Origin of the sequence: Mediterraneibacter hominis (genome assembly GCF_014287475.1) — a bacterium.
Taxonomy (GTDB): Bacteria; Bacillota; Clostridia; order Lachnospirales; family Lachnospiraceae; genus Mediterraneibacter; species Mediterraneibacter hominis.
In genome coordinates this window covers 955,966-982,812 of the sequence record NZ_JACOPF010000001.1, presented here as the reverse complement: position 1 = coordinate 982,812, position 26,847 = coordinate 955,966, and the positions used below count along the sequence as shown (strand labels likewise).

The 26,847-nt window shown below is 38.7% G+C and carries 23 protein-coding genes; 14 read left to right on the top strand and 9 right to left on the bottom strand.

The window, feature by feature from the left end:
* The first annotated feature begins 91 nt into the window (after positions 1-91).
* From nrdD to H8S37_RS04835, 7 genes are all read left to right on the top strand, one after another.
* Entirely contained in the window at positions 92-2,212 is a 2,121-nt protein-coding gene (nrdD, locus tag H8S37_RS04865) for an anaerobic ribonucleoside-triphosphate reductase (protein WP_186875773.1), read from the top strand.
* The gene (nrdG, locus tag H8S37_RS04860) at positions 2,213-2,704 is read left to right on the top strand and encodes an anaerobic ribonucleoside-triphosphate reductase activating protein (RefSeq protein WP_186874885.1); all 492 of its coding nucleotides are present in this window, start codon (positions 2,213-2,215) and stop codon (positions 2,702-2,704) included.
* 71 nt (positions 2,705-2,775) lie between these two features.
* Positions 2,776-3,288: a dCTP deaminase/dUTPase family protein gene (locus H8S37_RS04855; protein WP_186874884.1), complete on the top strand. Its 513-nt coding sequence runs from the start codon at positions 2,776-2,778 to the stop codon at positions 3,286-3,288.
* A gap of 148 nt (positions 3,289-3,436) precedes the next feature.
* On the top strand, positions 3,437-4,102 hold the full coding sequence (locus tag H8S37_RS04850) for a transglycosylase domain-containing protein (protein WP_186874883.1): 666 nt from the start codon (positions 3,437-3,439) through the stop codon (positions 4,100-4,102).
* A 123-nt stretch (positions 4,103-4,225) separates the two neighbouring features.
* On the top strand, positions 4,226-5,593 hold the full coding sequence (locus tag H8S37_RS04845; RefSeq protein ID WP_186874882.1) for a spore germination protein: 1,368 nt from the start codon (positions 4,226-4,228) through the stop codon (positions 5,591-5,593).
* Between the two features lie 231 nt (positions 5,594-5,824).
* Positions 5,825-7,222, top strand: coding sequence for an MATE family efflux transporter (locus tag H8S37_RS04840; protein ID WP_243207133.1), 1,398 nt, complete (start codon positions 5,825-5,827; stop codon positions 7,220-7,222).
* 34 nt (positions 7,223-7,256) lie between these two features.
* Complete coding sequence (locus tag H8S37_RS04835) at positions 7,257-8,120, top strand: DegV family protein (RefSeq protein WP_186874880.1); 864 nt, start codon at positions 7,257-7,259, stop codon at positions 8,118-8,120.
* A gap of 98 nt (positions 8,121-8,218) precedes the next feature.
* On the opposite strand, the gene H8S37_RS04830 is transcribed toward H8S37_RS04835, so the two are convergent.
* Together H8S37_RS04830 and H8S37_RS04825 are read right to left on the bottom strand one after the other, a co-directional pair.
* Positions 8,219-9,574 carry a sodium-dependent transporter gene (locus tag H8S37_RS04830; RefSeq protein ID WP_186874879.1) on the bottom strand — a complete coding sequence of 452 codons (1,356 nt, stop codon included), beginning with the start codon at positions 9,572-9,574 and terminating at the stop codon, positions 8,219-8,221.
* Positions 9,575-9,765: 191 nt separating this feature from the next.
* Positions 9,766-11,094, bottom strand: coding sequence for a sodium-dependent transporter (locus H8S37_RS04825; RefSeq protein ID WP_186874878.1), 1,329 nt, complete (start codon positions 11,092-11,094; stop codon positions 9,766-9,768).
* Positions 11,095-11,435: 341 nt separating this feature from the next.
* On the opposite strand from H8S37_RS04825, the gene infC reads away from it, so the two are divergent.
* The 5 genes from infC (at position 11,436) to H8S37_RS04800 (ending at position 15,379) form a co-directional block, all read left to right on the top strand.
* Positions 11,436-11,930: a translation initiation factor IF-3 gene (infC, locus tag H8S37_RS04820; protein ID WP_186874877.1), complete on the top strand. Its 495-nt coding sequence runs from the start codon at positions 11,436-11,438 to the stop codon at positions 11,928-11,930.
* Between the two features lie 56 nt (positions 11,931-11,986).
* Positions 11,987-12,184 (top strand): 50S ribosomal protein L35, encoded by a 198-nt coding sequence (gene rpmI, locus H8S37_RS04815; protein WP_059070503.1) that lies wholly within the window; start codon positions 11,987-11,989, stop codon positions 12,182-12,184.
* 29 nt (positions 12,185-12,213) lie between these two features.
* A complete protein-coding gene (gene rplT / locus H8S37_RS04810; RefSeq protein ID WP_186874876.1) occupies positions 12,214-12,570 on the top strand; it encodes a 50S ribosomal protein L20 in 357 nt (118 codons plus the stop codon).
* A gap of 290 nt (positions 12,571-12,860) precedes the next feature.
* Entirely contained in the window at positions 12,861-13,406 is a 546-nt protein-coding gene (locus H8S37_RS04805) for a nitroreductase family protein (protein WP_186874875.1), read from the top strand.
* A 587-nt stretch (positions 13,407-13,993) separates the two neighbouring features.
* Positions 13,994-15,379: a TrpB-like pyridoxal phosphate-dependent enzyme gene (locus H8S37_RS04800; protein ID WP_186874874.1), complete on the top strand. Its 1,386-nt coding sequence runs from the start codon at positions 13,994-13,996 to the stop codon at positions 15,377-15,379.
* Between the two features lie 587 nt (positions 15,380-15,966).
* Here the strand turns inward: H8S37_RS04800 and H8S37_RS17230 are convergent.
* The gene (locus H8S37_RS17230; RefSeq protein ID WP_243207070.1) at positions 15,967-16,995 is read right to left on the bottom strand and encodes an N-acetylmuramoyl-L-alanine amidase; all 1,029 of its coding nucleotides are present in this window, start codon (positions 16,993-16,995) and stop codon (positions 15,967-15,969) included.
* Between the two features lie 676 nt (positions 16,996-17,671).
* A complete protein-coding gene (locus tag H8S37_RS04785; protein ID WP_186874873.1) occupies positions 17,672-17,941 on the bottom strand; it encodes a hypothetical protein in 270 nt (89 codons plus the stop codon).
* A gap of 110 nt (positions 17,942-18,051) precedes the next feature.
* Between H8S37_RS04785 and H8S37_RS04780 the strand changes: the two genes are divergently transcribed.
* Both H8S37_RS04780 and H8S37_RS17770 read left to right on the top strand, forming a co-directional pair.
* Positions 18,052-19,041 (top strand): tyrosine-type recombinase/integrase, encoded by a 990-nt coding sequence (locus H8S37_RS04780; protein ID WP_186874872.1) that lies wholly within the window; start codon positions 18,052-18,054, stop codon positions 19,039-19,041.
* A gap of 91 nt (positions 19,042-19,132) precedes the next feature.
* On the top strand, positions 19,133-19,483 hold the full coding sequence (locus H8S37_RS17770) for a gp53-like domain-containing protein (protein WP_456299333.1): 351 nt from the start codon (positions 19,133-19,135) through the stop codon (positions 19,481-19,483).
* An 84-nt stretch (positions 19,484-19,567) separates the two neighbouring features.
* Here H8S37_RS17770 and H8S37_RS04775 read toward each other — a convergent pair whose 3' ends face one another.
* The 5 genes from H8S37_RS04775 to tnpB all read right to left on the bottom strand — a co-directional run bounded on the left by H8S37_RS04775 (position 19,568) and on the right by tnpB (position 26,719).
* Positions 19,568-20,080 (bottom strand): hypothetical protein, encoded by a 513-nt coding sequence (locus H8S37_RS04775; protein ID WP_186874871.1) that lies wholly within the window; start codon positions 20,078-20,080, stop codon positions 19,568-19,570.
* A 26-nt stretch (positions 20,081-20,106) separates the two neighbouring features.
* On the bottom strand, positions 20,107-21,009 hold the full coding sequence (locus H8S37_RS04770; RefSeq protein WP_186874870.1) for a hypothetical protein: 903 nt from the start codon (positions 21,007-21,009) through the stop codon (positions 20,107-20,109).
* A gap of 21 nt (positions 21,010-21,030) precedes the next feature.
* Positions 21,031-22,911, bottom strand: coding sequence for a hypothetical protein (locus H8S37_RS04765; protein ID WP_186874869.1), 1,881 nt, complete (start codon positions 22,909-22,911; stop codon positions 21,031-21,033).
* Positions 22,912-22,979: 68 nt separating this feature from the next.
* Positions 22,980-25,460 carry a methyl-accepting chemotaxis protein gene (locus tag H8S37_RS04760; protein WP_186874868.1) on the bottom strand — a complete coding sequence of 827 codons (2,481 nt, stop codon included), beginning with the start codon at positions 25,458-25,460 and terminating at the stop codon, positions 22,980-22,982.
* Positions 25,461-25,615: 155 nt separating this feature from the next.
* On the bottom strand, positions 25,616-26,719 hold the full coding sequence (gene tnpB / locus H8S37_RS04755; protein ID WP_186874867.1) for an IS200/IS605 family element RNA-guided endonuclease TnpB: 1,104 nt from the start codon (positions 26,717-26,719) through the stop codon (positions 25,616-25,618).
* Positions 26,720-26,847 lie beyond the last annotated feature (128 nt).

Here is a 26,847-nt window from a genome sequence, read left to right as displayed (position 1 = left end):
AGTATGGATAGTACTGATATACTATATAGGGTATGGAAATGGTAATAAAACACAAAATATGGTAAAAATAGGCAGGAAGGGAGCAGGCAGAATGATTAAGGTGATCAAAAAAGACGGCACGAAAGAGGACTTTAATGTACAGAAAGTCGTTGTTGCCGTGAATAAATCAGCATACCGCGCTTTGATTAAATTTACAGACGAAGAACTGGACTATATCTGTAGATTTGTAGAAGAAAAAGTAAAATGTATGCATATTACAGAAATTCCGATTGCAGAAATGCACAATGTGGTGGAAGGAGCTTTAGAAAAGGTAAATCCAGTGGTTGCGAAAAGCTACAGAGATTATCGGAATTACAAGCAGGACTTTGTGCAGATGCTGGACGAAGTATATAAGAAAAGCCAGTCTATCATGTATATCGGAGACAAAGAAAACAGCAATACGGACAGTGCGCTCGTATCTACAAAACGGAGTCTGATTTTCAATGAACTAAACAAAGAGCTGTATAAAAAATTTTTCTTGACAGTTGAGGAAATTCAGGCTATCCGCGAAGGGTATATTTATATCCATGATATGTCGGCGCGGCGTGACACGATGAACTGCTGTCTGTTTGATGTGAAGAATGTTTTAAACGGCGGGTTTGAGATGGGAAATCTCTGGTATAATGAACCGAAGACGCTGGACACGGCATTTGATGTGATCGGGGATATTGTGTTAAGCGCTGCAAGTCAGCAGTACGGCGGCTTTACTGTGCCGAGCGTAGATGAGATATTAGAGCCTTATGCAGAAAAATCCCATAGACGCCTGATTGAAAAGTATAGAAATCTAGGGCTTGAGGAAGAAAAGGTACAAGAGGTTGCGTGGGCAGATCTGGAAAAAGAAATGGAGCAAGGTTTTCAGGGTTGGGAATATAAGTTCAATTCTGTTTCCTCCAGCCGCGGAGATTACCCGTTTATTACAGTGACTGCCGGGACGCGGACAAGCAGATATGGAAAACTGGCGACCATTAAGATGCTGGAAGTACGCCGAAAAGGACAGGGAAAAGAAGGACATAAAAAACCGGTGTTGTTTCCTAAAATTGTATTTTTGTACGATGAAAATCTGCACGGGCCAGGAAAGCCTTTGGAGGACGTATTTGAGGCAGGTATTGAGTGTTCCAGGAAAACAATGTACCCTGACTGGCTGAGCCTGACTGGGGAAGGATACGTGCCGAGTATGTATAAGAAATATGGGAAAATTATCAGTCCTATGGGATGCCGTGCATTTTTGTCTCCGTGGTATGAAAGAGGCGGAATGGAGCCGGCAGATGAACAGGATGTTCCCGTTTTTGTGGGAAGATTCAATATCGGCGCCATCAGTCTGCACCTTCCAATGATCTACGCAAAGTCTATGCAGGAGAGCAAACCTTTTTATGAAGTACTGGATTATTATCTGAATCTGATCCGAAAACTTCATCAGAGAACCTATGATTATCTCGGTGAGATGAAAGCATCCACAAATCCACTCGCCTACTGTGAGGGAGGATTCTATGGCGGAAATCTGGGGCTGTATGACAAAATCAAACCACTTTTGAAATCTGCCACTGCTTCCTTTGGCATAACAGCGTTAAATGAGCTTCAGCAGCTATACAATAAGAAATCGCTTGTTGAGGACGGGCAGTTTGCGCTGGACACACTGCAGTATATCAACGATCAGATCGATATATTTAAAAAAGAGGACGGACATTTGTATGCAATCTACGGAACACCGGCAGAAAATCTGTGCGGAGTGCAGGTGCAGCAGTTCCGTAAGAAATACGGTATTATAGAGAATGTTTCAGACAGGGAATATGTAAGCAACAGTTTCCATTGTCATGTGTCGGAGGACATCACCCCGATCGAAAAGCAGGATTTGGAGGGTCGTTTCTGGAATTTAAGCAACGGCGGGAAAATTCAGTATGTGAAATATCCAATCAGCTATAATAAAGAAGCGGTAAAATCTTTAGTCAGGAGAGCGATGGCAAAGGGATACTATGAAGGAGTGAATCTTTCTCTCGCTTACTGTGACGACTGTGGGCACGAGGAATTAGATATGGATGTGTGTCCGAAGTGCGGCAGTAAGAACCTGACAAAAATCGACAGAATGAATGGGTATCTCTCTTACTCAAGAGTAAAAGGAGACACCCGTCTGAATGATGCTAAAATGGCGGAAATAGCAGAAAGGAAAAGTATGTAGATGCGGTACCACAATATTACAAAAGACGATATGCTAAACGGTGATGGACTGCGGGTGGTATTGTGGGTGGCAGGATGTTCTCACGGATGTCCTGGCTGCCATAATCCAGTGACATGGGATATAAACGGAGGGGTGCTTTTTGATGAAGAGGCAAAAAAGGAACTGACAGATCAGCTTGAAAAGGAGTATATAAGCGGGATCACATACAGCGGCGGAGATCCGCTTCATCTGGCAAATCGCGCAGAGATTACGGCCCTGGCGAAAGAGTTAAGAGAGCGGTTTCCGCAAAAGAGCCAGTGGCTGTATACCGGATATTGCTGGGAAGAGATACAGGGAGAAGAGATTCTCTCCTATGTGGACGTTGTGGTGGATGGAAGATTTGAAGAAACATTAAAAGATACACAGCTGCATTGGAAGGGAAGTTCAAACCAAAAGGTAATTGATGTAAAAAGAAGCCTGGAAGCATGTAAAATTGTATTGCACGATTCATGATAAAGTGTGCAGCGCGGTTTTTTTGAATAAAAGGCAGTATGACTCTGACAAACTGAAAGGAAAGAATACAGATGAAAAGAATAGCAAAATTTCATAAGGTAAGCCTGGAACAATTTAAGAAGGACTGGACGGATACATTTGGGCCAGAGGAAGTATGTAAGATAGAAGAGATTTACAACCAGATAAAGCTTCCAAAAAGAGCGACAGCGGGAAGCGCGGGGTATGATTTTTTTGCTCCGGTGCGGATTGTACTCGCCCCAGGGGAGATGGTGAAGGTTCCTACAGGTATTCGGGTAGAAATGGAGCCAGAGTGGGTACTGAAATGTTACCCGCGCAGCGGACTTGGATTCAAATATCGCCTGCAGTTGAACAATACGGTGGGAATTATAGACAGTGATTACTTTTATTCGGACAATGAAGGTCATATGTTTTCCAAGATAACCAATGACTCTAAGGAAGGAAAAACAGTGGACATTGGAAGCGGAGAAGGATTTATGCAGGGAATCTTTGTAGAATATGGTATTACGGTGGATGATAATGCAACCGAAATCCGTAACGGTGGATTTGGGAGCACTACGAAATAAGAGGGCTTACAGATCTTACAAAACTGTAAGCAAAATTAAGAAAACTGTAAGGAAATATATATGGAAGAATACAGTTGTTTTCGGTATACTGTACCTGTAACGTAAAGAGAGCAGATAAAAGAGTACGAAGGAAAAGGTGGCAGGCAGTATGAAAATAATAAAACGACTGTGTTCTTTTATTTTATTGTGTATACTTGTATTTACCGCTTATCTTACATGGCAGGGATATGAAGGGTACCGCGAGGCACTTTCTGATAAAAGTATAGAAGAGATGGTCAGCGAAATAGAGGCAAAGGAGAATTACACAACATTGGAGGAAATGCCGCAGACCTATAAACAGGCAGTCCTTGCCGTAGAGGATAAACGGTTTTATAAACATCCGGGAATCGATCCGATTGCGATAGGGCGTGCGGTTTTTCACGACATACAGGCAGGAGCATATGTGGAAGGCGGCAGCACAATTACACAACAGCTCGCGAAGAATCAATTCTTTACACAGGATAAGAAATTAGTACGTAAGGTTTCGGAGATGTTCATGGCATTTCGCATTGAGAGAACACTTAAGAAAGATAAAATACTGGAGCTATATTTAAATTCTATTTATTTTGGCAACGGATATTACTGTGTGATGGATGCAAGTCTGGGGTATTTTGGCAAATATCCCTGGGAGATGGATTTTGATGAGAGTACGCTTTTGGCGGGGATACCGAACGCGCCGAATGACTATAATCCTCTAATGAATCCAGAGCTTGCAAGACAAAGGCAGGCTCAAGTCCTGGAGAAGATGAAGAAGGCTGGATTTATAGAAGAATAATACGTAAGAAATCTGCATAATTCAGGAAGAAGTGGGGAATCTAACCATAGAGAAATACCGCAGCGCAAGGAGCAGGAGACTGTATTCTAAAAGAAAGACGCGCTCAGAAAGGAAACAGATTCTATGGTTGAGAAGATTACAAAAACAATCAGCAGTTCATTCGAGGAGAATATTGATTTTATGGATCGGATCCTGCCGGTGGACGAAAGCTTTGATATTATCCGGCGTAATCTGGAGGTCGGAGGCAGAAATGCAGTCTTTTATTTTATTGACGGATTTGTAAAAGATGAGACTATGCTAAAGCTGATGACTTCTTTTATTGCACTGACAGAAAAGACAATGCCGGAGGATGCCAGTGCGTTCTGTAAAAAATGTGTACCCTATGTGGAAGTAGATGTATTGGGAAATTTTGATCAGGTAATAAGAAATGTACTGTCCGGTGCGGCGGTATTGTTTATAGAAGGATATGCCGCGTGTATCTGCATCGATTGCCGGACGTATCCGGCCAGAAGTGTAGACGAACCGGACAAAGATAAGTCGATGCGGGGCTCCAGGGATGGCTTCGTGGAAACGCTTGTATTTAATACGGCACTGATGAGAAGAAGGATCCGAGATCCACACCTGGTGATGGAGATGACAGAGGCGGGACAGGTATCCAGGACAGACATTGCTATCTGCTACATGCAGGATCGAGTAGATGCAGAGCTGCTGAAAAATGTCAAGACCCGAATAGAGGAACTCAAGATACAGGATTTACGGATGAATCAGCAGAGTCTGGCAGAGGCACTGTTTAAGAGGAAGTGGTTCAATCCATTTCCAAAGTTTAAATATACAGAGAGGCCGGATACAGCGGCTGCCTGCCTCTTAGAAGGAAAAGTGGTAATTATGGTGGACAATTCTCCATCAGCGATGATACTTCCTACTTCTATATTAGATATGATTGAGGAGGCGAATGATTATTACTTTCCGACATTGACCGGAATTTATCTGAAAGTAACCCGGACGCTGATTACGATAGCAACCGTATTTTTGACGCCGTTGTTTCTTTTGTTTATGCAGAACTTAAACTGGCTTCCAGAGGTGTTTTCTTTCATTGCGGTCAGGGATGTGGTAAATATTCCTCTGATTTTTCAGCTTCTTATACTGGAATTGTCAATTGACGGACTCAGGCTTGCAGCGATGAACACACCGAGTATGCTCAGTACCCCGCTGAGTGTAATTGCCGGTATTGTTATGGGAGAATTTTCTGTACAGTCTGGCTGGTTTAATTCAGAGGTTATGCTTTATATGGCGTTCGTGGCAGTGGCAAATTATACACAGCCTAACTTCGAATTAGGATATGCATTGAAATTTATGCGGCTTATGTTGCTGGTATTGACCGCATGCTTTAACTGGATTGGATTTTTAGCAGGCTGCATATGTATTCTCTGTTTCCTTATATTCAATAAGACACTATCCGGACGAAATTATCTGAATGTGAAGTTGAACTAATTGCTGACTCCCTTTTCCAACCATGTTATAATAAAAAAGAATGTACTTTACACATTTTCGCGCCAAAAGCGCGGCTGTGTCAGCAGCTATTTTCCACTTGCGCGCAGTGTGCATCCCCTGGAGGGTTTTATTGTATAGGGAACGAAGTTTCCTATACAATAAAAAGCAGGATAAAAGAGAAGGAAAAGGGAGTTTTGAAATATGCAGGACAGTAGGCAAGGAAGCGGCAATATGATAGAAGAGCGCGCAGCGGATACTTCGAAACAAGACGAGCGTCTGGGGACGGAGCCGTTGGGAAGGTTGATAGTAAGCCTTGCAGTTCCTTCTGTGGCCGCACAGATCATCAATGTGCTGTACAATATTGTGGACAGGATTTACATTGGACATATAGCTGGGTATGGGGATGTTGCGCTGACAGGAGTCGGAGTAACATTTCCTATTTTGATGGTGATTGCAGCTTTCAGTGCGTTTGCTGGTATGGGCGGTGCACCGCTTGCATCCATTGAGATGGGGAAAAACCGTTATGAGGAGGCGGAGAAAATTCTGGGAAACTGTGTAGGGCTGCTGCTTATTTTTTCCGTAGTTCTTACAGGAGGATTTCTTATATTTAAACGTCCGGTTTTGTATACATTTGGAGCAAGTAACGCTACAATTGTTTACGCAGAAGAATATATCACCATCTATTTGATTGGTACGGTTTTCGTGCAGCTTGCAGTGGGACTGAATACATATATCAGCGCACAGGGAAACGCAAGGATAGCGATGCTGTCTGTGTTAATCGGGGCAGTGCTGAACATTATACTGGATCCTATTTTTATTTTTGCGTTTGGAATGGGAGTAAAGGGGGCTGCCTTTGCTACGATTCTTTCACAGGCGGTCAGTGCCGCATGGGTTGTGAGGTTTTTGACGTCGAAAAAAAGTGTGATACGTATCCGGCGCAAGTACATAAAACTAAATAAAAAAACAGTCGGAAAAATTGCGGCGTTAGGTGTTTCTCCGTTTGCCATGCAAAGTACAGAGAGCCTTGTTGTGATTACTCTAAATGCAGGACTACAGAGGTACGGCGGAGACCTATATGTGGGGACGATGTCTATTCTGACCAGCATTATGCAGTTGATTACAATTCCGGTACAAGGAATTACACAGGGAGTACAGCCTATTTTAAGCTACAACTTCGGAGCGGGAAAGATAGACCGTGTAAAGGGAGCATTTGTACGGATGGTGGCAGTCTGTCTGACGGCTACGCTCCTTTTGGCGGGAATCGCAGTCTTTTTTCCGCAGATTTACGTACAGCTTTTTACGGATAAAAAAGAACTGATAGATCTGACCTGCCAGGTGATGCCGGTTTATTTTATGGGGATTACTATTTTCGGAATTCAACTTGGCTGCCAGACTACTTTTTTATCTTTGGGAGAAGCAAAGGTATCTTTATTTATCGCACTTTTGCGTAAAGTTATCCTTTTGATTCCAATGGCAGTGATTTTTCCTAAATTTATGGGAGTTATGGGGATTTACAGGGCAGAACCTGCGGCAGATTTTACCTCCGTAACTGTGACAGTGATTCTCTTTATTTTCACTGCGAAAAAGATTTTGCGAAATACAGGGAAAAATGATATGATAAATAAATGAGATGAAAATATATAAGCGGTGGAGGAATATAAGAATGAGAGATTATGTAATCACAGTAAACAGTACAGTTGATTTGCCAAGAGAATGGCTGGAAGAAAGGAATGTACCTGTCATTCCTCTGCGATATACGATCGATGGTGAGACATATACAGATATGTACGGTTTGTCGGCAAAAGAGTTTTTTGCGAAGATACGAGAAGGAAAAATGTCGGTGACTTCTCAGGTAAATCCAGACGAAGCTGTTGCAGCGTTGGAACCGTTTTTAAAAGAAGGAAAAGATGTATTGCACTTGGGATTTTCCTCTGGCTTAAGCGGTACCTACAACAGCATGCGGATTGCAGGGGAGGAATTGGCAGAGAAGTATCCGGAGGCAAAGGTGATCGTGATTGACACACTCTGTGCGTGTTTAGGCGAGGGACTTCTTTTATACCATGCGCTGAAGCTGAAAAATGCAGGAAAGAGTATAGATGAGGTTGCACAGTGGGTAGAAGAGAATAAACTGCATGTGTGCCATAATGTAACGGTAGATGATTTGCACCACCTTCACAGGGGCGGAAGGGTGTCAAAGACAACCGCTATTGTTGGCACCATGATTCAGATAAAGCCAATCATTCATGTAGATAATGAAGGAAAGCTGCAGGTAATTGGAAAAGAGAGAGGAAGAAAACGTTCCTTAAATAAGATTGTAGATATGGCAGTAGAGCAGTCGAAGGGGTGGGATAACGATATGGTTATGATCACGCATGGTGACTGTGTGGAAGAGGCAGAGTATGTTGCCGGTTTGGTGAGAGAGAAAATGGGAGTAGAACAAATACTAATCAATAACATTGGTACTGTAATTGGAAGCCATACAGGTCCTGGCGTGCTGGCAGTATTCTGCATGGGCAACAAGAGATAAGGAAGCTCTCCGTAAAGACAGAGTTATAAAAAGAAACAGAAAAAAGGAACGGTCTCAAGCATATAGGGCCGTTCCTTTTTATAATGTTTATACTTTTGTTATAAGGTAATAATCCCAAACGCGTTCATAACGGAGCTTAAAAGGATTGCAACGAGAAAGATTGGAGCGATCCATTTAATCATAACAGTGAAAAGCCCTTTGCTTTTGAACTTTGCGCCTTCTGCGCACGCTTCGTCGATGATCGTTTTTGGTTTAATAAAGAATCCGACAAAGATGCAGGTGATAAGCGCAACGATTGGCATAAGTACGCTGTTGCTTAAGAAATCCCATGCATCCAGAATGGACATGCCAAGCGGTTTTATAAAGTCCCATACGCCAAATCCAAGTGAAGAAGGAATTCCCATCAAGATAACATATACAAAGACAATGATACAGGTCATTTTGCGGCCCCATTTGAATTTGTCCATCAAAATGGAGACGATGGTTTCCATCAGTGAGATGGAAGAAGTCAGCGCTGCGAAAAATACCAGCAAGAAGAAGACAGCGCCGATAATATCGCCGATCGGCATACTGTTGAACACTTTGGGCAGAGTGACAAACATCAGGGACGGCCCTGCTTTTAGTTGTTCTAAATTTCCCTCAGAAAAGATGAATACAGAAGGAACGATCATCAGACCGGCAAAAAATGCAAATCCAGTATCGAAAAACTCGATCTGTTTGACGGAGGTTCCCAGGTTCGTTTCTTTTTTCATATAAGACCCATATGTGATCATAATTCCCATTGCCAATGACATGGAATAGAACAGCTGTCCCATAGCGGCGAGCAATGTCTTGATAGAAAAGTCAGACATATGAGGAAGGAGATAATATTTTAACCCATCCATGGCCCCCTTCTGAGTAAGTACATAGACGCAGATTCCAAGTGTGAGCACGACGAGAACCGGCATCAAAAATTTGCTGACATTTTCAATTCCCTTTTCAACGCCGAAGATAACGACCACAGCGGTCAGAATGACGAAGAGAAGGAACCAGAAGATCGGTTCGGTAAGACCGCCGACAAAGGTGTTGAAATACGTATCTTTTGCCGCATCCGCCGTATGTCCCGTAAGAGAGGTAGAGAAGTATTTGATGACCCACCCGCCGATTACAGAATAATACGGAAGAATGATGATAGGAACAATTGCCGCGAGAACGCCGAGAAAACCAAAGCGTTTGTCCAGTGACTTAAAGGCTCCGATCGCGCTTAAACGTGTCTTTCGTCCCAATGCGATCTCTGCGGTCATCAGCGTAAACCCAAAGGTGACAGACAAGATGATATAACAGATAAGAAATGTTCCGCCTCCATACTGTGCTGCAAGATAGGGAAAGCGCCACAGGTTTCCCAGCCCAACCGCCGAACCGGCAGCCGCCAGGACGAAGCCGACTTTTCCGGTAAAATTACTTCTGTCTTTCATAAAAATTTCCTCCTCAATCTCTTTTGTTTCAATAGATATGAAATTTCCTCATCTGACAAGAGCACATATACTCTAAGATAAGCGTGTGTATTCTTGTCAAATGAGGATATCGACATTATGACATGAACAGAACAAAAAAACAAGATAATTCCGATAATTTCCTATATAATTTGTAAGAGTTTTGCACGCGCCTATCCGATTCCCCCATAAAAAATTCCCAAAATATATACGAGGATGCAGACGCCGCAGAATACATATTTTGTCATTGGCTCAAACCATCTGCCGAGTGTCTTATTTCTTCCGGTCTGAACTGCATTTCGTGCAAATCCTTTTTTACAGATCCAGAACATAGTGATTCCGGCAAGAAGAGCTCCCAGAGGAATCACATAGATAGAAATCGTATCCATCCAGGGGCTTAAAAGTGTGCCTTCTACAAAAATACCGACCAGAATGGTAATAACGCCAATAACAGATATAGAAAAAATTCTGGACAAACCGAAGTGCTTCTGGAGCGCTTCAACAGGACTTTCCAACAGATTCATTAAAGAAGTTACCCCGGCGAATAGAACAGCAAGGAAAAAAATGACTGCAAAAAGCTGTCCAAAGGGAATACTCTGGATTACAGCGGGAATTGTGATGAATAAAAGTCCGGGGCCAGAGCCGGGCTCCATTCCATAGGCGAAAACAGAAGGAATAATGACAAGACCGGCAAGAAGCGCCGCAAGTGTATCGAACAAGGCGACATATTTGGCGCTGCTGACAATATCTACGTCCCATTTCAAATAGCTTCCATAGACAACGGTACCGCTTCCAGCCAGGGAAAGCGAGAAAAATGCCTGCCCCATTGCGTATACCCAGGTTTTGGGGTTTGCCATCGCAGACCAGTCTGGTTTGAACAGATAGGTATATCCTTCATAAGCGCCAGGAAGAAAAGAGACTCTTATGGCAAGAAAAAGAAAAAGGAGGAAAAAAGCAGGCATCATAAGCTTGTTTACCTTTTCAATTCCTTTGGAAATACCAAAGGACATACAGACGAGTACGAGAACCAGTCCCAGTATATGCCAGGAGATGCTGCCGAAGTTCTGAGACAGGTCTGCAAAGAGAACCTCCGGATTGTTCCCGCTTACAATGGTTCCGGTGATGGAATCAAATAAAAATTTTAGAATCCAGCCGATAATTACGCTGTACCCGATTGCAATGCCAAGAGAACCGATAACGGGAATCAACCCGATGAAAGTCCCGATTCGTGAGTTTCTCTGCTGAAATGCTTTACGAAATGCACCCAGAGGACCAGATTGCATGGCGCGCCCAAACGCCATTTCTCCGATGACACCTGAAAAACCAATGAGAAGAACAAAGAGGATATAAGGGATCAAAAAGGCAGCGCCGCCGAATTCTCCGATTCGGTATGGGAACAGCCAGATATTCGCCATTCCGACAGAGCTTCCAATACAGGCAATGATAAATCCCCATTTATTCTGAAACTTGTCATTGGAGTTGGGTTGATGTATACTTTTCATAAGTGCTCTCTCTTTCGTGTGAAGTAGCATTATTATATCATACTTTGTGAGAAATTTATAGCAGAAAATATATTGACAAAGAATAGGGAATATGATATTCTAAACACTGCGTAAGGCAAAAAACAAAGCAGAGTATCCACTCTCACCATAGCACGATGGAGTGACTATTGGTTTGATATTGAACAAAGTTTTTTCTGAAGTTTTCTACGGTTAAGTATGGGACGCAGAGAGATTTTTTTGTTGAGAGTCGGGTGGATATTGCATTCACTCGTTTTTTTGTGTTTTCGCACAGAACCTGAAGGAAATTCATTTGACGGAGGTATACGACAATTAGCGATTTAATGATTAATGAGCAAATCAGAGACAAAGAGGTGCGTCTGATTAGTGAGGATGGGGAACAGTTAGGGATCATGTCGTCCAGAGAAGCTTTGAAGCTTGCAATGGAAGCTGAACTTGATTTGGTGAAAATTGCACCCACAGCCAAACCGCCGGTCTGCAAGATCATTGACTACGGCAAGTATAAATATGAGCAGACAAGGAAAGAAAAAGAGGCGAAGAAAAAACAAAAGACTGTTGAGATTAAAGAAGTGCGTCTATCACCGAACATTGAAACAAACGATCTGAATACAAAGGTGAATAACGCAAAGAAGTTCATTACAAAAGGAAACAAAGTAAAGGTTACACTTCGTTTCCGCGGAAGAGAAATGGCGCATATACAGCAGAGCAAACATATCCTTGACGATTTTGCCGGACTGCTTTCGGATATTGCAGTGATTGAGAAGCCGGCAAAGCTCGAAGGAAGAAATATGAGCATGGTTTTAACTGAAAAACGTTAAGAGATTGTTCCGGAATGAAAATCCGGCAGGGCATCACAATAAAGGAGGAAATCATTATGCCAAAAATTAAGACAAATAGAGCGGCAGCAAAACGTTTCACAAAGACAGGGACAGGAAAACTGAAAAGAAATAAAGCTTACAAGAGCCATATCTTAACAAAAAAGACTACAAAGAGAAAAAGAAATCTCAGACAGTCAGCAATTACAGATGCAACAAATGTAAAGAACATGAAGAAAGTGTTACCTTATCTGTAAGATTCGGTAGTTAGAAGGAGGATTAAGAAATGGCAAGAATCAAAGGCGGAATGAACGCAAAGAAGAAACATAACAGAACACTGAAACTGGCAAAAGGATACAGAGGAGCACGTTCCAAACAGTATAGAGTTGCAAAACAGTCAGTGATGCGGGCTCTTACATCTGCTTATGCAGGAAGAAAACAGCGCAAACGTCAGATGAGACAGCTTTGGATTGCGCGGATTAATGCGGCAGCAAGACTGAATGGACTGTCCTATAGTAAATTTATGCATGGACTCAAGCTTGCGGAGATCGATATTAACAGAAAGATGCTTGCAGAGCTTGCAGTGAGTGACAAAGAAGGATTTACTGCATTGGCAGAGATTGCAAAGGAAAAGATTGCATAGGTGTATACCAAAAAGGGTATACCGTAATACATTCCCTTCGGGAGGGTGGGCTTCGCCCGATAAGGTATAGGATTAGAATATAGAATCGTATATATGAATGAAAAAACCTGCGGCTTAAAAAAGCAAAGCAGGTTTTTTCTTATCCAGACAGGATAAGGAATACATAGCAGCACCAAGAAGAAATCTTTGCAGCTACAGGAAAGAACAGCAGTACTTGTACATCCGGAAAAGCTGTGCTATAGTCAGAAGAAAAGAAACAAAAATAGCTGACCAACCAGGAGGGAGAAGGAATGGATTTTGAAGCATTGCATAGGGTGAGGGAAAGCTGCCGTATTTACAGCGACAGAAAAGTAGAGAGGGAGATATTGACACATCTGGTTGACATAGCCAGATTATCTCCCAGTGCATGTAATTCTCAGGCATGGCATTTTATTATTGTAGATGATAAAGAGGCGCTTAAAAAATTACGAGACGGGCTGGATGACGACGGACTTACGGGCTGCCCCTGGAGAGAAAATGTGCCGGCATTTATTCTGATTTGTGAGGAAAAAGCGCATTTAAGACCGGCGATAGAAGAAAGGTACGGTTCCCAATATTTTACACAGATGGATATAGGAATGGCGGCTGTGACCTTATGCTACGGAGCAGCAGATATAGGACTTGGCACGTGCATGATCGGCGTGGTAAACCAGAAGAAATTAAAAGAGGCTTTTCAAATTCCGCCAGAATGTACGGTGCGCCTTGCAGTTGCCGTCGGGTATCCAAAGAAGGCAGGGACGATACGGCAAAAGAGCCGGAAGGAATTAAAGGAAATAGCAGGGTATAATCAGTGGTAAAATAAGTTAAAAAAGATGATTGACAATCCGGCGTATTAGTGATAAAGTTTTTTTAAACCGTTGAAGAAGAGTAAGTACTTTCTGAAAGCTTACCTTACAGAGAGCTGCGGATGATGGGAAAGCGGCAGGCAAAGGCAGAGAGGAATGGGCTTCGGAGGGTGAGCTGAACGGCAGAGGATGGCTGTCAGTAGGCGAACCGGAGAGAGTACTCCGTTATCAAATGCAGCATATGTTAGTATGCATGAGTGGATGTAGTGTTACATCAAGCTGGGTGGCACCGCAGGAGTTTTTAGACGAATAAAGCTCTTGTCCCTGCAATGTAAAAAGTTGTATGGGACAGGGGCTTTTTATTTATTGTATAGGAAACGAAGTTTCCTATACAATAAAACCCTCCGAGGGATGCACACTGCGCGCAAGTGGAAAATGACTGCTGAAACAGCCGCGCTTCGGCGCGCAAAGTGTATAGGCCCCTCAAGAGTGAGGGGCAGAGGAGTTGAAGCGGGCTTGCTACTTTGTTCTGAGAAAATATGCCGCAGTCCCAGAGAGTATGCCGGATAGAATTTCGGCAGCAGGAAAGGAGAAGAAAAATGAGCGAGAAAAAAATCCCTTACAAAATCTATCTGGAAGAAAGTGAGATGCCCAAGGAATGGTATAATGTCCGGGCAGATATGAAAAATAAACCGGCTCCGCTTTTAAATCCAGGAACATTAAAACCAATGACGGAAGAAGAATTATCCGGCGTATTTTGTAAAGAGTTGGTAAAACAGGAGCTGGATAATGACAACCGGTATATTGAGATCCCAGAGAAAATTCGAGATTTCTATAAAATGTATCGTCCGGCTCCGCTGGTGAGGGCATACTGTTTGGAAGAGAAGCTGCAGACTCCGGCAAAGATTTATTATAAATTCGAGGGAAACAATACAAGTGGGAGCCATAAGCTTAACTCTGCGATTGCCCAGGCATATTATGCAAAAGAGCAGGGATTAAAGGGAGTGACAACGGAGACGGGAGCGGGGCAGTGGGGGACCGCGCTGTCTATGGCGTGTTCTTATCTCGAGTTGGACTGTAAAGTATATATGGTGAAATGCTCTTATGAGCAAAAACCATTCCGTCGGGAAGTAATGCGGACTTATGGTGCAAGTGTGACACCGTCTCCATCTGAAACGACAGAGGTGGGAAGAAAGATCCTAGCCGAGCATCCTGGAACGACAGGAAGTCTTGGATGTGCGATTTCTGAGGCAGTGGAGGTAGCTACCCATACGCCGGGGTATCGGTATGTGTTGGGAAGTGTGCTAAATCAGGTATTGCTTCATCAGTCTGTGATTGGTGTGGAGACGAAGATAGCTATGGATAAATATGGAATCAAGCCAGATGTTATCATTGGATGTGCGGGAGGAGGTTCTAATCTGGGCGGACTGATCTCGCCATTTATGGGAGAGAAACTTAAGGGGGAGGCAGATTACCAGTTTATTGCTGTAGAACCAGCTTCCTGCCCAAGCTTTACAAGAGGTGTCTATGCGTATGACTTCTGCGATACCGGAATGGTTTGCCCGCTGGCAAAAATGTATACACTGGGAAGCGGCTTTATTCCATCTGCAAACCATGCGGGAGGTCTGCGCTATCATGGTATGAGTTCCGTTCTTTCCCAGTTGTACGCGGACGGATATATGGAAGCGCGTTCTGTTGAGCAGACAGCAGTATTTACTGCGGCAGAGCAGTTTGCGAGAGTGGAAGGAATTCTTCCTGCTCCGGAGAGCAGCCATGCGATCAAGGTTGCCATTGATGAGGCAATGAAATGTAAGGAGACAGGAGAGGAAAAGACTATTCTCTTTGGACTGACAGGTACAGGATATTTCGATATGGTAGCATATGAAAAATTCCATAATGGCGAGATGACAGACTATGTACCTACAGATGCCGATTTACAGGTAGGATTTGACGGGATTCCTAAATTCCCGGGAAATATGGAATAAGGAAAACGTGTATTAAGACAAAATAAATCAAGGATATAACTAAGAGACAGAGGCTGAATTTTGGCCTCTGTCTTTTTGTCTATGGTTAAATATTCGTGATAAAGAAAAAAGAAATAAAACAGAATGTGCTTTGCACATTCCCACGCCGAAGTGCGGCTGTGTCAGCAGCCATTTTCCACGTGTGCGCAGTGTGCATCTCCCCCTCAGAGGGTTTTTTATTGCATAGGGAACGGAGTTTCCTATGCAATAAAAAAATAGGAAATTTTGTTCTATACAAAATTTCCTATTCATATGATACATGCGGAAGATGGGACTTGAACCCATTGCAAATACCGTGAAACATGCGTATTTATGGGGTTTGTAGCTTTATTCAAGTATTATGGGACAGTTTGTGGGACAGTCATATTTTAGATAAGAAATAATAGAATATTCCAGTAAAATAGCGAAAGGAGGAAATCTTGCACGTATGATAAAATAATTGTTGAAATACATATCTATCATATACATAGGTATATATTTGAGCAATTATAATTTGTAATTCGTAAAAAATAGGGTAGGAGATACAACAACTCCTACCCTAAAACTATTTAAAATAATTGGAATTTATCAAACGCAATTCCAAACACGCCAGCATAGCCATCCTGTCCATTGCCAACTTCATTATCGAACTGCCACGGATAATAACCGCCACCTATTGGAGCTACGCGGTACTGCGCTTTCTGGTAGCCATATGTATTTATAATATCAGCCGGAGTATTATAATATACTTCTACTGCATCAATCACAATACCATTGTCACCAGCCCATCCATTGTTAATATCGTTCCAATTACATCCAGTTACATATGGATACCATCCGCCGCCTTTAACATGTACCCGATATTTCACAGAACCCTTGTTTACTTTAATTGCAATTCCAGCGATTGTCCGTTCTGGAAGCCCTGCATAATCAGACAGGTTGCTCACAAATGGCAAAATTGTTCCATCTGTCAATTTTACAGCATAGGTAAATACAACTTCTGCATCTCCAGAACTATTAGAAGAACTTCCTCCGCTTCCAGATACAGGCGGCGTATACGAACCTCCTCCAGATACTGTCTGTCCTGCTATCCCCTTTGCAATCAATTCAGCAATGCCAGATGACCCCAAACTGTTATATAAGTTAGCGTCATGGCTGTTATCGCAAAATAGCGTTTCAACAATCATCGCCGGCATGGCGGAAGCATTTAAGTCATGGTATCCTGTATTATATTTTCTCCCTCGGTTTTGAAATCCTTTCTTTGCAAAATTATTGCAGATATTATCTGCAATGCTATTCATTGTCCCATTGCTTCCGTCATACAACCAACATTCTGTACCATTTCCAGCTCCGCCGGATGCGTTCATATGAATAGTAATATATACATCACAACCGTTTGAGTTAGCCTTGTTTGTGCCTTCTGAAAGCTCACTGTTTACATCATACGCATTAGAATTACAATCTACTACTGTATGCCCTTGTGCCTGCAACTTTGGTACTAATGCATTATAAATCTTCCTTACTTCTGCCTGTTCATCAAGAATCCCGACCGCACCTTTACAGTTCGGGCTGTGCCCGCCTCTTAATCCTATTTTCATATATTTTCTCCTTTCCGCGCAATTTTGCGCATAAAAAATAAGAGCTTTAAGCTCTTATTTGATACATTTAACTTAATGTTAATTTGAATAATATTACTATGTGACTTATGGTATACCATTGCATAAACTCATAATAATTTCTCCTTTCGAATTTGAAAATTAAAAATAAAAAGTAGAAGAAAACATCTACTGAATAAATGAATACTATTGTTTAATGTATGGGATTGGTAAGTTGCAAAATTGAATTTATACTAATTTTATCTCATAAAAGTTACTGGGTTAAATAGCAATTTAAGATTCGAATCACTAAAGAAATACAGTAGTTCTCCTTATACATATACTTGTTTTATAATTGTTATAAATAATATTCGTTATATGTATACAATAGGAACGTGGAGTGATACTCTTAATCCATCTTCAACAATTGGTAACATGTATTATGGAAATATTTCTAATTTAGCATTAACTCCGAAACAAACAGGAATGAACGTAAAAACGCCATTATTTGTAAATTTTTCATCTGGTGATTGTTCTGGAATTTTTACCATCAATAATTATAATGGTTTAAAAGTTTCAGATTCAAGAGCGATAGTGACATCATTATCATATTATTTAACATCACCACCGCGTTCTGTTATTTTGACATGGGAATTTTTTTGTGAACTAAAGTAACATGTTATTTCCATCGTCCTACAGCATACCAACTAATTGCTACGCCTGACGGTGGAACTTCACCATTCGCGTCACGTATATAAATATGCATATTTTTACCCGCATTATATGGTTGCACACTTGTAGAATAACTTGCCGTATATCCACTTCCAGTATGGTACAAAGCAGTTGCTTGAACTCTCACATCCATTTCTGTTATATCAAAATTCACAGGATATGAAAGTCCTACAGCAGCTCCGTTACTTCCTGCTGTACTGGTTCCCCATGCTTCCATATAGCCATTGCTCCACTTGCGATACCAACCATTATTAGTTTTTTTCCATTCTAATACTAAATTGCTATTTAACGCAGAATATATAGATAAAAATAAAAGGGAGAACGAAAATGGAAGAAAAAATTTTAGAAATTATTAGGAAAATGCAATTTGTGTTAAATGAAAATCAGTTACGTGAATTGAAAGCAACAATGAATCAAGTTTTTGTTGGGTGTGAAATTGTTGAAAATACGACATTACGTGTAAATGATAATACATGGACAAAAGAATTATCCGACTTTATCATATCAAAACGATTATCAGGATTGGCAGTAAAAACTGTCAATAGATATGATTATGAATTACATCGTTTATTATCATATATAAATAAAAATGTTAAACATATTTTGAGTACAGACATATCAGAATATCTAACAATGTATAAAGCAATTAGAAAGGCATGCAACCAAACTTTGAAAAATGTAAGAGCAATATTTAATACATTTTTTATATGGCTACGTGATAGAGGAAAAATATCAATAAATCCAATGGCGTTAGTAGAAACCATTAAAGTTGAACAAAAAATAAAAAAGCCATTTACAAGCGAAGAGCGAGAAATAATGCTCAGAAAGTGTAAAAATATAAGAGATATGGCATTAATAGAATTTTTATATTCTACTGCCATAAGGGTGTCTGAATTAGTTGCATTAAATATCACCGATATTCGATTTGGAAATAAGGATTTAATTGTATATGGTAAAGGTGGAAAAGAACGAATCGTATACATAAATGAAAAAAGTAATTTGTATTTAAAAGAATACTTAAAAAGTAGGATAGATAAAAATGAAGCTCTTTTCGTAGGGAAAAAATATCCGCATAACCGATTAAGTAAATCTGGTATTGAATATATTGTTAAGGAAATAGGTCTTAAAGCAAATGTAAGTAATGCACACCCACATAGATTTAGAAGAACCTCACTTACAAATGCCCTAAATAGGGGAATGCCATTGCAAGAAGTAATGAAATTTGCAGGGCATTCCAAACCTGAAACTACGATGATGTACTGTACCGTTAATGAAGAAGGTATTAAATATCATCATTATCAATATTTAAGTTCATAGTCCAATAAATAGTATCAAATTTTGAATTTGACATCTGGCATTGTCAGGTGTTTTTAGCATACATAAAAATATAAGTGCTTGATAATTCTGAATATTTAATACTGAATTAAATAGCAATTTAATTGATTATATCGTTCAAAATGGGACATATTATAGACGCTGGCATAGTGGAATACAAGAATGTTGGGGAAATATCACTTTTGCTGCAACAGTGAAAACATCGCAGTTGGCAACTATAACTTTTCCTATATCTTTTAAAGACACTAATTTTTATATACAACTCACATTATCCAATAATGGAACTGTTGCGACTAATATTATGGAAGCTGACAGTGGAGGAAATACGAAAAGAACGACTACTTCTACCATAACACGTGTAGATAAAACCTCTGGGAATTATAGTATTAGAGCAAATTATTACGTTATAGGGCGATGGATGTAGTTAAATATTCATTACGAAAAAAATATTAGTATTGCACTAAAGAACATGCTGTTAATTAAGTATGATATTCATAGAGTTGTATAATTATTTCCATGTCCCCATTGCGCGCCAGCACACATAATGCGAACCACCACTACTTGTAGGGGAACAGTAAAGCCAAAACATGAAACTGGATTTCCTATCCCCACCCGTAGATAGTGATACCCATGCACCTGTATTTGAATAATTCGTACAGGTTATAATACATTCTGATAATGAAGCAAACGGAAATGTGATTCTATATTGTATCGAATTATAAACCGTTGTTGAAGTATTGGGGCGATTATTGATATTAACATTATTAAGTGCTTTCTTCCCCCACATTTCCAATATACCATTAGACCATTTCCGATAATTCCCATTGGAATTTTTATTCTCTTCAACTATAAAATTGCTATTTAATGTAGTAATATCATCATCAATATCATTAATTTTTTCTTGCAATGTAGTTTTATTGTCTGCCATCATTATATTACTTGCCGTTATAAATACTTTTTGAAATCCTTCTTTTACTTTTCGAAATAAAGGAACGATAATTCCAGTGTTTGTTTGCGCCATATAAACCTCCATTCATTAAATTTATGTTAGCGGAGTTCTATCAATTCAAAATAGCTCCCCACTAATTGACTAGGGGTATACTGAAGGACAATTCCGTTTTTAGCCAATTCAGAAACACATAAATATAAATTATTATTTTCTATGTAATATTTATCTTTAAAATATTCCATGTTGACTTTTGCAGGTATCGGATCTTCAAGTGTCCCGATATGATCTTCATCTATATAAGTAAATAGACTTTCAGTATTTTGTCCGGGAATCCATTGTGATTGAAATTCTACGTTCTCTTTGGCTGTTTTGTATAAATCACTATTATATAAGAATTTATAATCTTTATCTTTAGCTACAAAATTTTTTTTAACTAAATCGTTCCATTGTTCATAAATGTCTTTTATGGATAGAGCAGTAGTATCATCAAGTGTTTGCGCAAACAATGCTGATACTTGATATGCTACTGATTGTTTTTTTACGTCTTCTGTAAGCGTAGTAAGTCTATCACTTAAAGATGGTGTTTCTAACTGGACTGTAATTAAAGTACCAGATTGTTTAGACTCTGATGTTTTTATTTCAGCAGGATGAAATATAGTTTCTATAATTTGGTGTCCCGATTCATCTAATACTGGTTTGCCAGTTTCAGGATCTACCAACGCTTCTTCAGTATAATAACTTTCCTTAATAACAGAATGGGTTTTTAAAATTATAGAACTGGTTTCTGATTGGATAGAAGAAAATTTCATATCAAGTGGAATAGTAGTAGTCTTGTTTAATGCATCATCAGTAAGTGTTATATTATTAATAATGTTATTACCAAAAAAATCTAAAACAGAATTGTAGTCTATGTTAAAAAAACTAAAAATACAAGAAGTTTCTGTTTTATAATAACTGTAATATTCAAGAGTTTTATCTTTATATTTTATTAATTTTGCCAACGTATCATCTCCAAATTAAATTTATTCTGAACTTAACGTAATAGTTGCGAGTATAGGGCACCAAATCGTATCGTTCATTGTGTTTTGTGGTTCTGCCTCAATAGTTTCACTAAAAGTAATTTTATTAGTTATTTCTTCCAAAATTTTTCGTTGAGTCCCCAAAGAATCACGTGCCAATATATCAGAACCTACAAGAAAACTACAATCATTTTCTAAATTTTCCATTGTTGGAATTTCATTAACAAGTACAGTACCAGAGTCAGCGATAGTCATTAAAGGTACACCTTGTCCTACGGTTTGCATTGAAGTCACGGCTTGAATTTTATCGGTAATAACAAATTCAAACTCATAAGCTTTTTGTATTTCCAAATTACGAAAAAGATCATGAGTATATGTGATTTTAAAATCATCATTAGATGTAGCAATACTCGGCGAGAGTGTAAAATAAGATGACCACCCTCCACCTTGTTCTCTAAAACGATATTTTAAAGAAGAAAGTGCATTTTTATTTGCTGTTGTATATACACGAGATAGATAAGCTAATATTGTAACACCTGTTTCTTTTTCAAAGTTATTAACTCGTGTAAGTGTCACAGTTATAGTGGGAGTATGGTATTTGTAAACAACAAAATTCTTAGTAACTAAATTGCTAATATTCCCTCTTGAATCAACAGCTTCAACTTTAATAGAATATGAGCCGGCTGTTTGGAAATTCCCGAAATCAGCAGCTAAATTTGAAGTGGTTTCATTTACCTTTTTTAGAATGGTTATATCACCGTTAGAATTAGAAACTGAAATATTATAATAACTAATACTAGCACCATTTTTTGCAATGGCTTTATTCGCAGTAGAGATGCTAACCCGTAAATTCCCTACATAAGTAATCATTGAAAGTGTACTTCCTAACATTTCTGAAGACATTTCTTCTGTATTCCCAAATACAAACGTGGTAAACGATGGGTTACTATTAACAACATTGGCTGTTCCCAAGTATTCATTCGTATATTCTTTTTCATTTAACACAACTCCACATATAATTTTAATATCGCTTGTATTTGAATTAGGAGTATTATTATACATGGTTGTCGCAAAAGATGATAAGTTCCATGTATAAGAAGATTGCTGAATACCTGTCACTTCTGTGATTTTTACCCAGGAATCACTTGTATTTTTTTGATACAATCTTAAAAAAGAAGCATTATTATTATAGTTTTGGAATGTTAAAACCAATGGACTTCCAATATTAAATGTAATGGGATAAGTAGAAATTGTGGCTATTGGCAATGTAGAAAAAGTAGTATTACTGCTATCTGTAGTAAGCCCGCTATCAGATCGTTTTACACGTATTTTTAGTGTATAAGATGTTCCTGGGGCTAATCCACTTAATGAAAATGTTTTTGCTACACTTATAGATTTCCAACTGCCATTGTTAAGTGAATAATAAAGAGCATTACAAGTAGCGTCAGTATTCCAGGTAACAGTAGCACCTGTTTGTGTAGTAGAAGTAACTTTAAAAGTTGTAATTTTAGCATATCTGGGAATTTTAGTAAGTGTTTTACTTCCACTTGCTGAAAATGATTCTGGTGTAATTCCAGTATAAAAATATGCACTGTACGATATGGTTTTACTTCCGTCACTGTTATGAGGAATTTTAAAGCTATAAGAACCAACAGTCCACCAAGTTCCAGCAGGAGTTCCGCCCCAATTAAAATTAAAATATTGATTTCCAGAATGTGAACCATTGCAAGCTATACTCCAATTGGCTGTCCCCTCATAGTTATAACCATTCATACTATAATCCATGCGTCGTATTTGAAAAGTAATAGTAACATTAGAATAATTTTCAGCTCCGCCAGATACATACGTTTCTGAACATGTTACACGGCTTTCCCATGTAGCCATTTAATCACCTGCCTTTAAAAGAATAAATAAGGCCATAGTACCAAATTGATACTATAGCCTTTGATAATTTATGAATTTCCTGTACTTGAAATAAATGCAAGACACCCAATTGTTTTATTACCAGAAGTATATGAAATAGGAAGCTCTTTTAATGTATAATGGTCAATTCCATTTTTTACTTTTAGTCGTGTTAAATACATTTGATCTTTTTGTATACCCATAACAGATTCATAATTACCGCGTCCATCATCATATTCTATAGCGATTGTATCACCTGTAAGCTGTGTTCTATATCCTTTACTTGCGGATCTAACAATTGTAAGTCCATCGCTAGTAAGCGTCATATTAACTGTTTCAGTAGCATATTTCCCATCATACGCGCCTATGTTAGCGAGAGATACTTTCCATTCATTAGTAGTTAATATTTCTTCAGCTTGCCTTTGAACTTCACCTTCAAGTTCTATGACAGTATTTTTTATAGAATCAGAAGTAGCAGCTATTTCCGCTACCTGTTGTTTTACATCATTGCGTAATCCAGGTATATCTTCATTTTGAATTTCCTGTACGGTATCTTCTGTACTTTCTACACGAGTAATAACGCTGTCAATTTCTGTTTCAATAGAAGCAAAATTTTCTTCGTTTTCCTGCACTTTCAATACTACAGATTGCATATCTAATTTAATAAAAGCGAGATTTTTATTAACTAAACCATCGCTAATCATATACATACGACCTTCATTTGTCTCTGTATATTTATCATATTTTTCACTGTCAAATAAAACAAACCATGTTTCACCATCTGCTGATATTTCTAATTTATGATTATATTTTCTTGAATCATCAAATCTATGCCAAACAGTAATATAACCAGCATCAAAAGTGTTGTTCTCGCCTAAATCGATTTGTAGATAGTGCCAGCCAGTTTCTTCGCTTTCGACATACGTTTCTGTACTTGCATCAATATAATTTTCAAGGTTATCTATTGTAATATCTGATGTGACAGTAACATTTTTCTGTAAAACAATATTGGTTTCGCCAGAAGCTAAATTTGTATCATTTACTATTACTTGTATTTCTGTCCACCTATTAACAGTATCTACGGTATTTCCATTTAGCCAATCTCTGATATAACGAATATTTGCCGGAATTAAATCTTGTTTGTTTCCAACTATCATGCTAATTTCTTCTGAGGTTTGCTGCAAATCTGTAATATTTCCTTTTGCATCTTCAACTTCTTGACTGATTTCACCTACTGTTTGACCAATACTGCTTACATTACCAGATAAATCGGAAACTGTTTGATTAATTCCTGCTGCGGTTTGCTCGATAGTAGATTGAAGTGTCTCAGAAGACTCATTAAGCTCATCTTTTGTTGCATATGTATTAGAAACTTCTAATTTAAAACCTTCGGCATCTTGTTCCAAAGTGCTTACTTGTTTTTGTAATTCTGTAACTGTAGAGCCGTCAGCTTTAGTGTTTACCGTAGTTTTTACATCAGAGACTTCAGAGGTGATTTCACCAATTTTTGTAGTATGTTCCGCTACTTGCTCACGTATAGTCTCTACTGTAGTATTATCATAATTGTTAATAGCGGTTGTTACATCAGTCTGTGATGCTTTTTGCGATATTTCCTTTGTATGCATATCAACAGTTGAACTTAATTCGGTAACTGTGTCTGTAATTTGCGTGATTTCGGACTCTAAATAACTAGAGTCGGTGATTACAGCTATAGTTTTCACATCTAATTCATTTGTAATTCCACCAGATTCGAATAAAATACACTCAATAGATTTTACATCAATGGAAGATATAGTATATTCCTTTGAAGCTTCATCAGAGGAAGAAAGATATTTTGTATTGTACGTGGAACCATCTGTGGATTCTTTAATAACAAACCTACCAGAATATGGAGTTTTAGAAGTACCCTGTTTTAAATATGAATTCAAAGTAATGAATGGGGGAGTGAGAGATGAATCGGATTTTAAAACAATTTGAGTTGATAAATCTAAGGTATAAAAGGAAGCATCAGAAGAAGAACCATCATTTGTTTTTGTCCATGTAAAACGTTTGGTAATTACATGACTATTAATAGTAAATGTTAAAATGATATATCCTGTTAGTATATCTATACCACCAAAATCTGCTCCATCTGCTACATTTAAAACGACTTTTCCAGAACTAGTATCAGTTGCAGGGGTGTTAGAACCTAATGTAATACCAGAAGGTAATACACCTACATTTACGGTTGTAGCGGTTTGAAGACTTCCAGCATATCCAGTAAATGGAATTTCAATTAAAAAACTGTCTTTTGCAGTACCTTGAACACAGGGAATATTTTGATATTCATTTTCCATTACAATTGTATATGGAGTAATTTCCGTTACTTGTTCACCAAGATCCTTTACTTTATTTTGCATTTCGGTGTATGAAACACCGAGAGAACCTCCGCTTGGATCTAATATTTCTGTAATAGAAACCTTTCCGTTTTCATCTGTTTCAACAACTTTAAAACCAAGTTTATCTTTTTGTATCGTACCATTAGCAATCATGTCATTTTTTATTAGTCCATCGCTAATAGCTGAATCTTTAACACCTGTTGACTGAACCTCCCACGACTAAAGTCATAGGGTTCCTAGTCAATATCTCTAACGAGACAAGTTTACCTAGGCTATCCCCGTAGTTCCTACGGTTCTTATCTATTTATTTAACTATTTAATATTCGTAATCCTTCATTTAAAATATTGGTTGCGGCATTTAAGTCCCTGTCTAATTCTGCGCCGCAATGAGGGCATACCCACACTCTAATATCTTCTGATTTCTTACCATCTCGTTTTCCGCACGCACTACAAATCTGTGATGAGGGATAATATTTATCTACAATGACAAGTTGCTTTCCGTACCATTGGCATTTATAAGCTAATTGTCTTCGAAACTCATACCAAGAAACATCACTAACTCGTTTGTTCCTTATTGTATAATCAGTTTCTTTCATAGACTTGACTTCTAAATCTTCAATGCAGATAACGTCATAGTCTTTAACAATCTTTGTTGTAAGTTTGTGTAAAAAATCAGTACGTTGATTAGAAATATGTTTCTGTAAATTTGCAATTCTAATTCTCGCTTTGTTCCAATTCTTACCGCCAATTGTTTTTCTTGACATTGATCTTTGTAACTTAGCAAGCTTCTTTTCTGATTTTTCATAAAATCTTTGGTTCTCAATTTTATTTCCATCAGATAATATGGCAAAATCTACAATACCTAAATCTACTCCAACATTAGAACGAGTTTTTTGATATTGTGGCATTTCAACATCTGTGCAACATAATGAGCAATAATAATGTCCATTTGGTTCCTGTGAGATGGTAGCATTTAAAATTCTTCCTTGTGGAATTTGTTTATCTTTTGTTTTTACATATCCAAGTTTTGGCAACTTAATATGCTTTTCTACAAAAGTAATATTGTTGGCTGTACGACTTGTCCGATAAGATTTATGATTATTTTTCTTAGACTTGAATTTTGGAAAACCAGCATGTTCTTTAAAAAATTTTCGGTATGCCATATCCAGATCCTTTAACGATTTCTGCAAAGAATCTTTATCTGGTTCTTTCAGCCAGATTAGTTCTTTCTTTAATTGAGTAAGTAACTTACTTGTATCATTATAAGATAAAAAATTTTTGTTTTCTTTATATTCTTTTATCCTTAAAGCTAAGAAATAATTATAAACATATCTTACACACCCAAAAGTTTTTTGAATTAACTCTTGCTGTTTTTTGTTTGGGTAAATTCGATATTTAAATGCTTTTTCCACAATATCACCTCGCCTTCTACTTTATTTATTCTCCGTTTGAAAGCGAGAAATATTAAATTTTTAAATAAATAGATAAGAACAATAGGTTCTTTAATCGTTTTCGAGGTTGTCGTTCATATAGGAACGCT

Bases quoted from the DNA above. Each gene is read 5' to 3' on its own strand.
- nrdD (WP_186875773.1), top strand. From the start codon at position 92: ATGATTAAGGTGATCAAAAAAGACGGCACGAAAGAGGACTTTAATGTA.
- nrdG (WP_186874885.1), top strand. From the start codon at position 2,213: ATGCGGTACCACAATATTACAAAAGACGATATGCTAAACGGTGATGGA.
- H8S37_RS04855 (WP_186874884.1), top strand. From the start codon at position 2,776: ATGAAAAGAATAGCAAAATTTCATAAGGTAAGCCTGGAACAATTTAAG.
- H8S37_RS04850 (WP_186874883.1), top strand. From the start codon at position 3,437: ATGAAAATAATAAAACGACTGTGTTCTTTTATTTTATTGTGTATACTT.
- H8S37_RS04845 (WP_186874882.1), top strand. From the start codon at position 4,226: ATGGTTGAGAAGATTACAAAAACAATCAGCAGTTCATTCGAGGAGAAT.
- H8S37_RS04840 (WP_243207133.1), top strand. From the start codon at position 5,825: ATGATAGAAGAGCGCGCAGCGGATACTTCGAAACAAGACGAGCGTCTG.
- H8S37_RS04835 (WP_186874880.1), top strand. From the start codon at position 7,257: ATGAGAGATTATGTAATCACAGTAAACAGTACAGTTGATTTGCCAAGA.
- H8S37_RS04830 (WP_186874879.1), bottom strand. From the start codon at position 9,574: ATGAAAGACAGAAGTAATTTTACCGGAAAAGTCGGCTTCGTCCTGGCG.
- H8S37_RS04825 (WP_186874878.1), bottom strand. From the start codon at position 11,094: ATGAAAAGTATACATCAACCCAACTCCAATGACAAGTTTCAGAATAAA.
- infC (WP_186874877.1), top strand. From the start codon at position 11,436: ATGATTAATGAGCAAATCAGAGACAAAGAGGTGCGTCTGATTAGTGAG.
- rpmI (WP_059070503.1), top strand. From the start codon at position 11,987: ATGCCAAAAATTAAGACAAATAGAGCGGCAGCAAAACGTTTCACAAAG.
- rplT (WP_186874876.1), top strand. From the start codon at position 12,214: ATGGCAAGAATCAAAGGCGGAATGAACGCAAAGAAGAAACATAACAGA.
- H8S37_RS04805 (WP_186874875.1), top strand. From the start codon at position 12,861: ATGGATTTTGAAGCATTGCATAGGGTGAGGGAAAGCTGCCGTATTTAC.
- H8S37_RS04800 (WP_186874874.1), top strand. From the start codon at position 13,994: ATGAGCGAGAAAAAAATCCCTTACAAAATCTATCTGGAAGAAAGTGAG.
- H8S37_RS17230 (WP_243207070.1), bottom strand. From the start codon at position 16,995: ATGAAAATAGGATTAAGAGGCGGGCACAGCCCGAACTGTAAAGGTGCG.
- H8S37_RS04785 (WP_186874873.1), bottom strand. From the start codon at position 17,941: ATGGAAGCATGGGGAACCAGTACAGCAGGAAGTAACGGAGCTGCTGTA.
- H8S37_RS04780 (WP_186874872.1), top strand. From the start codon at position 18,052: ATGGAAGAAAAAATTTTAGAAATTATTAGGAAAATGCAATTTGTGTTA.
- H8S37_RS04775 (WP_186874871.1), bottom strand. From the start codon at position 20,080: ATGGCGCAAACAAACACTGGAATTATCGTTCCTTTATTTCGAAAAGTA.
- H8S37_RS04765 (WP_186874869.1), bottom strand. From the start codon at position 22,911: ATGGCTACATGGGAAAGCCGTGTAACATGTTCAGAAACGTATGTATCT.
- H8S37_RS04760 (WP_186874868.1), bottom strand. From the start codon at position 25,460: ATGATTGCTAATGGTACGATACAAAAAGATAAACTTGGTTTTAAAGTT.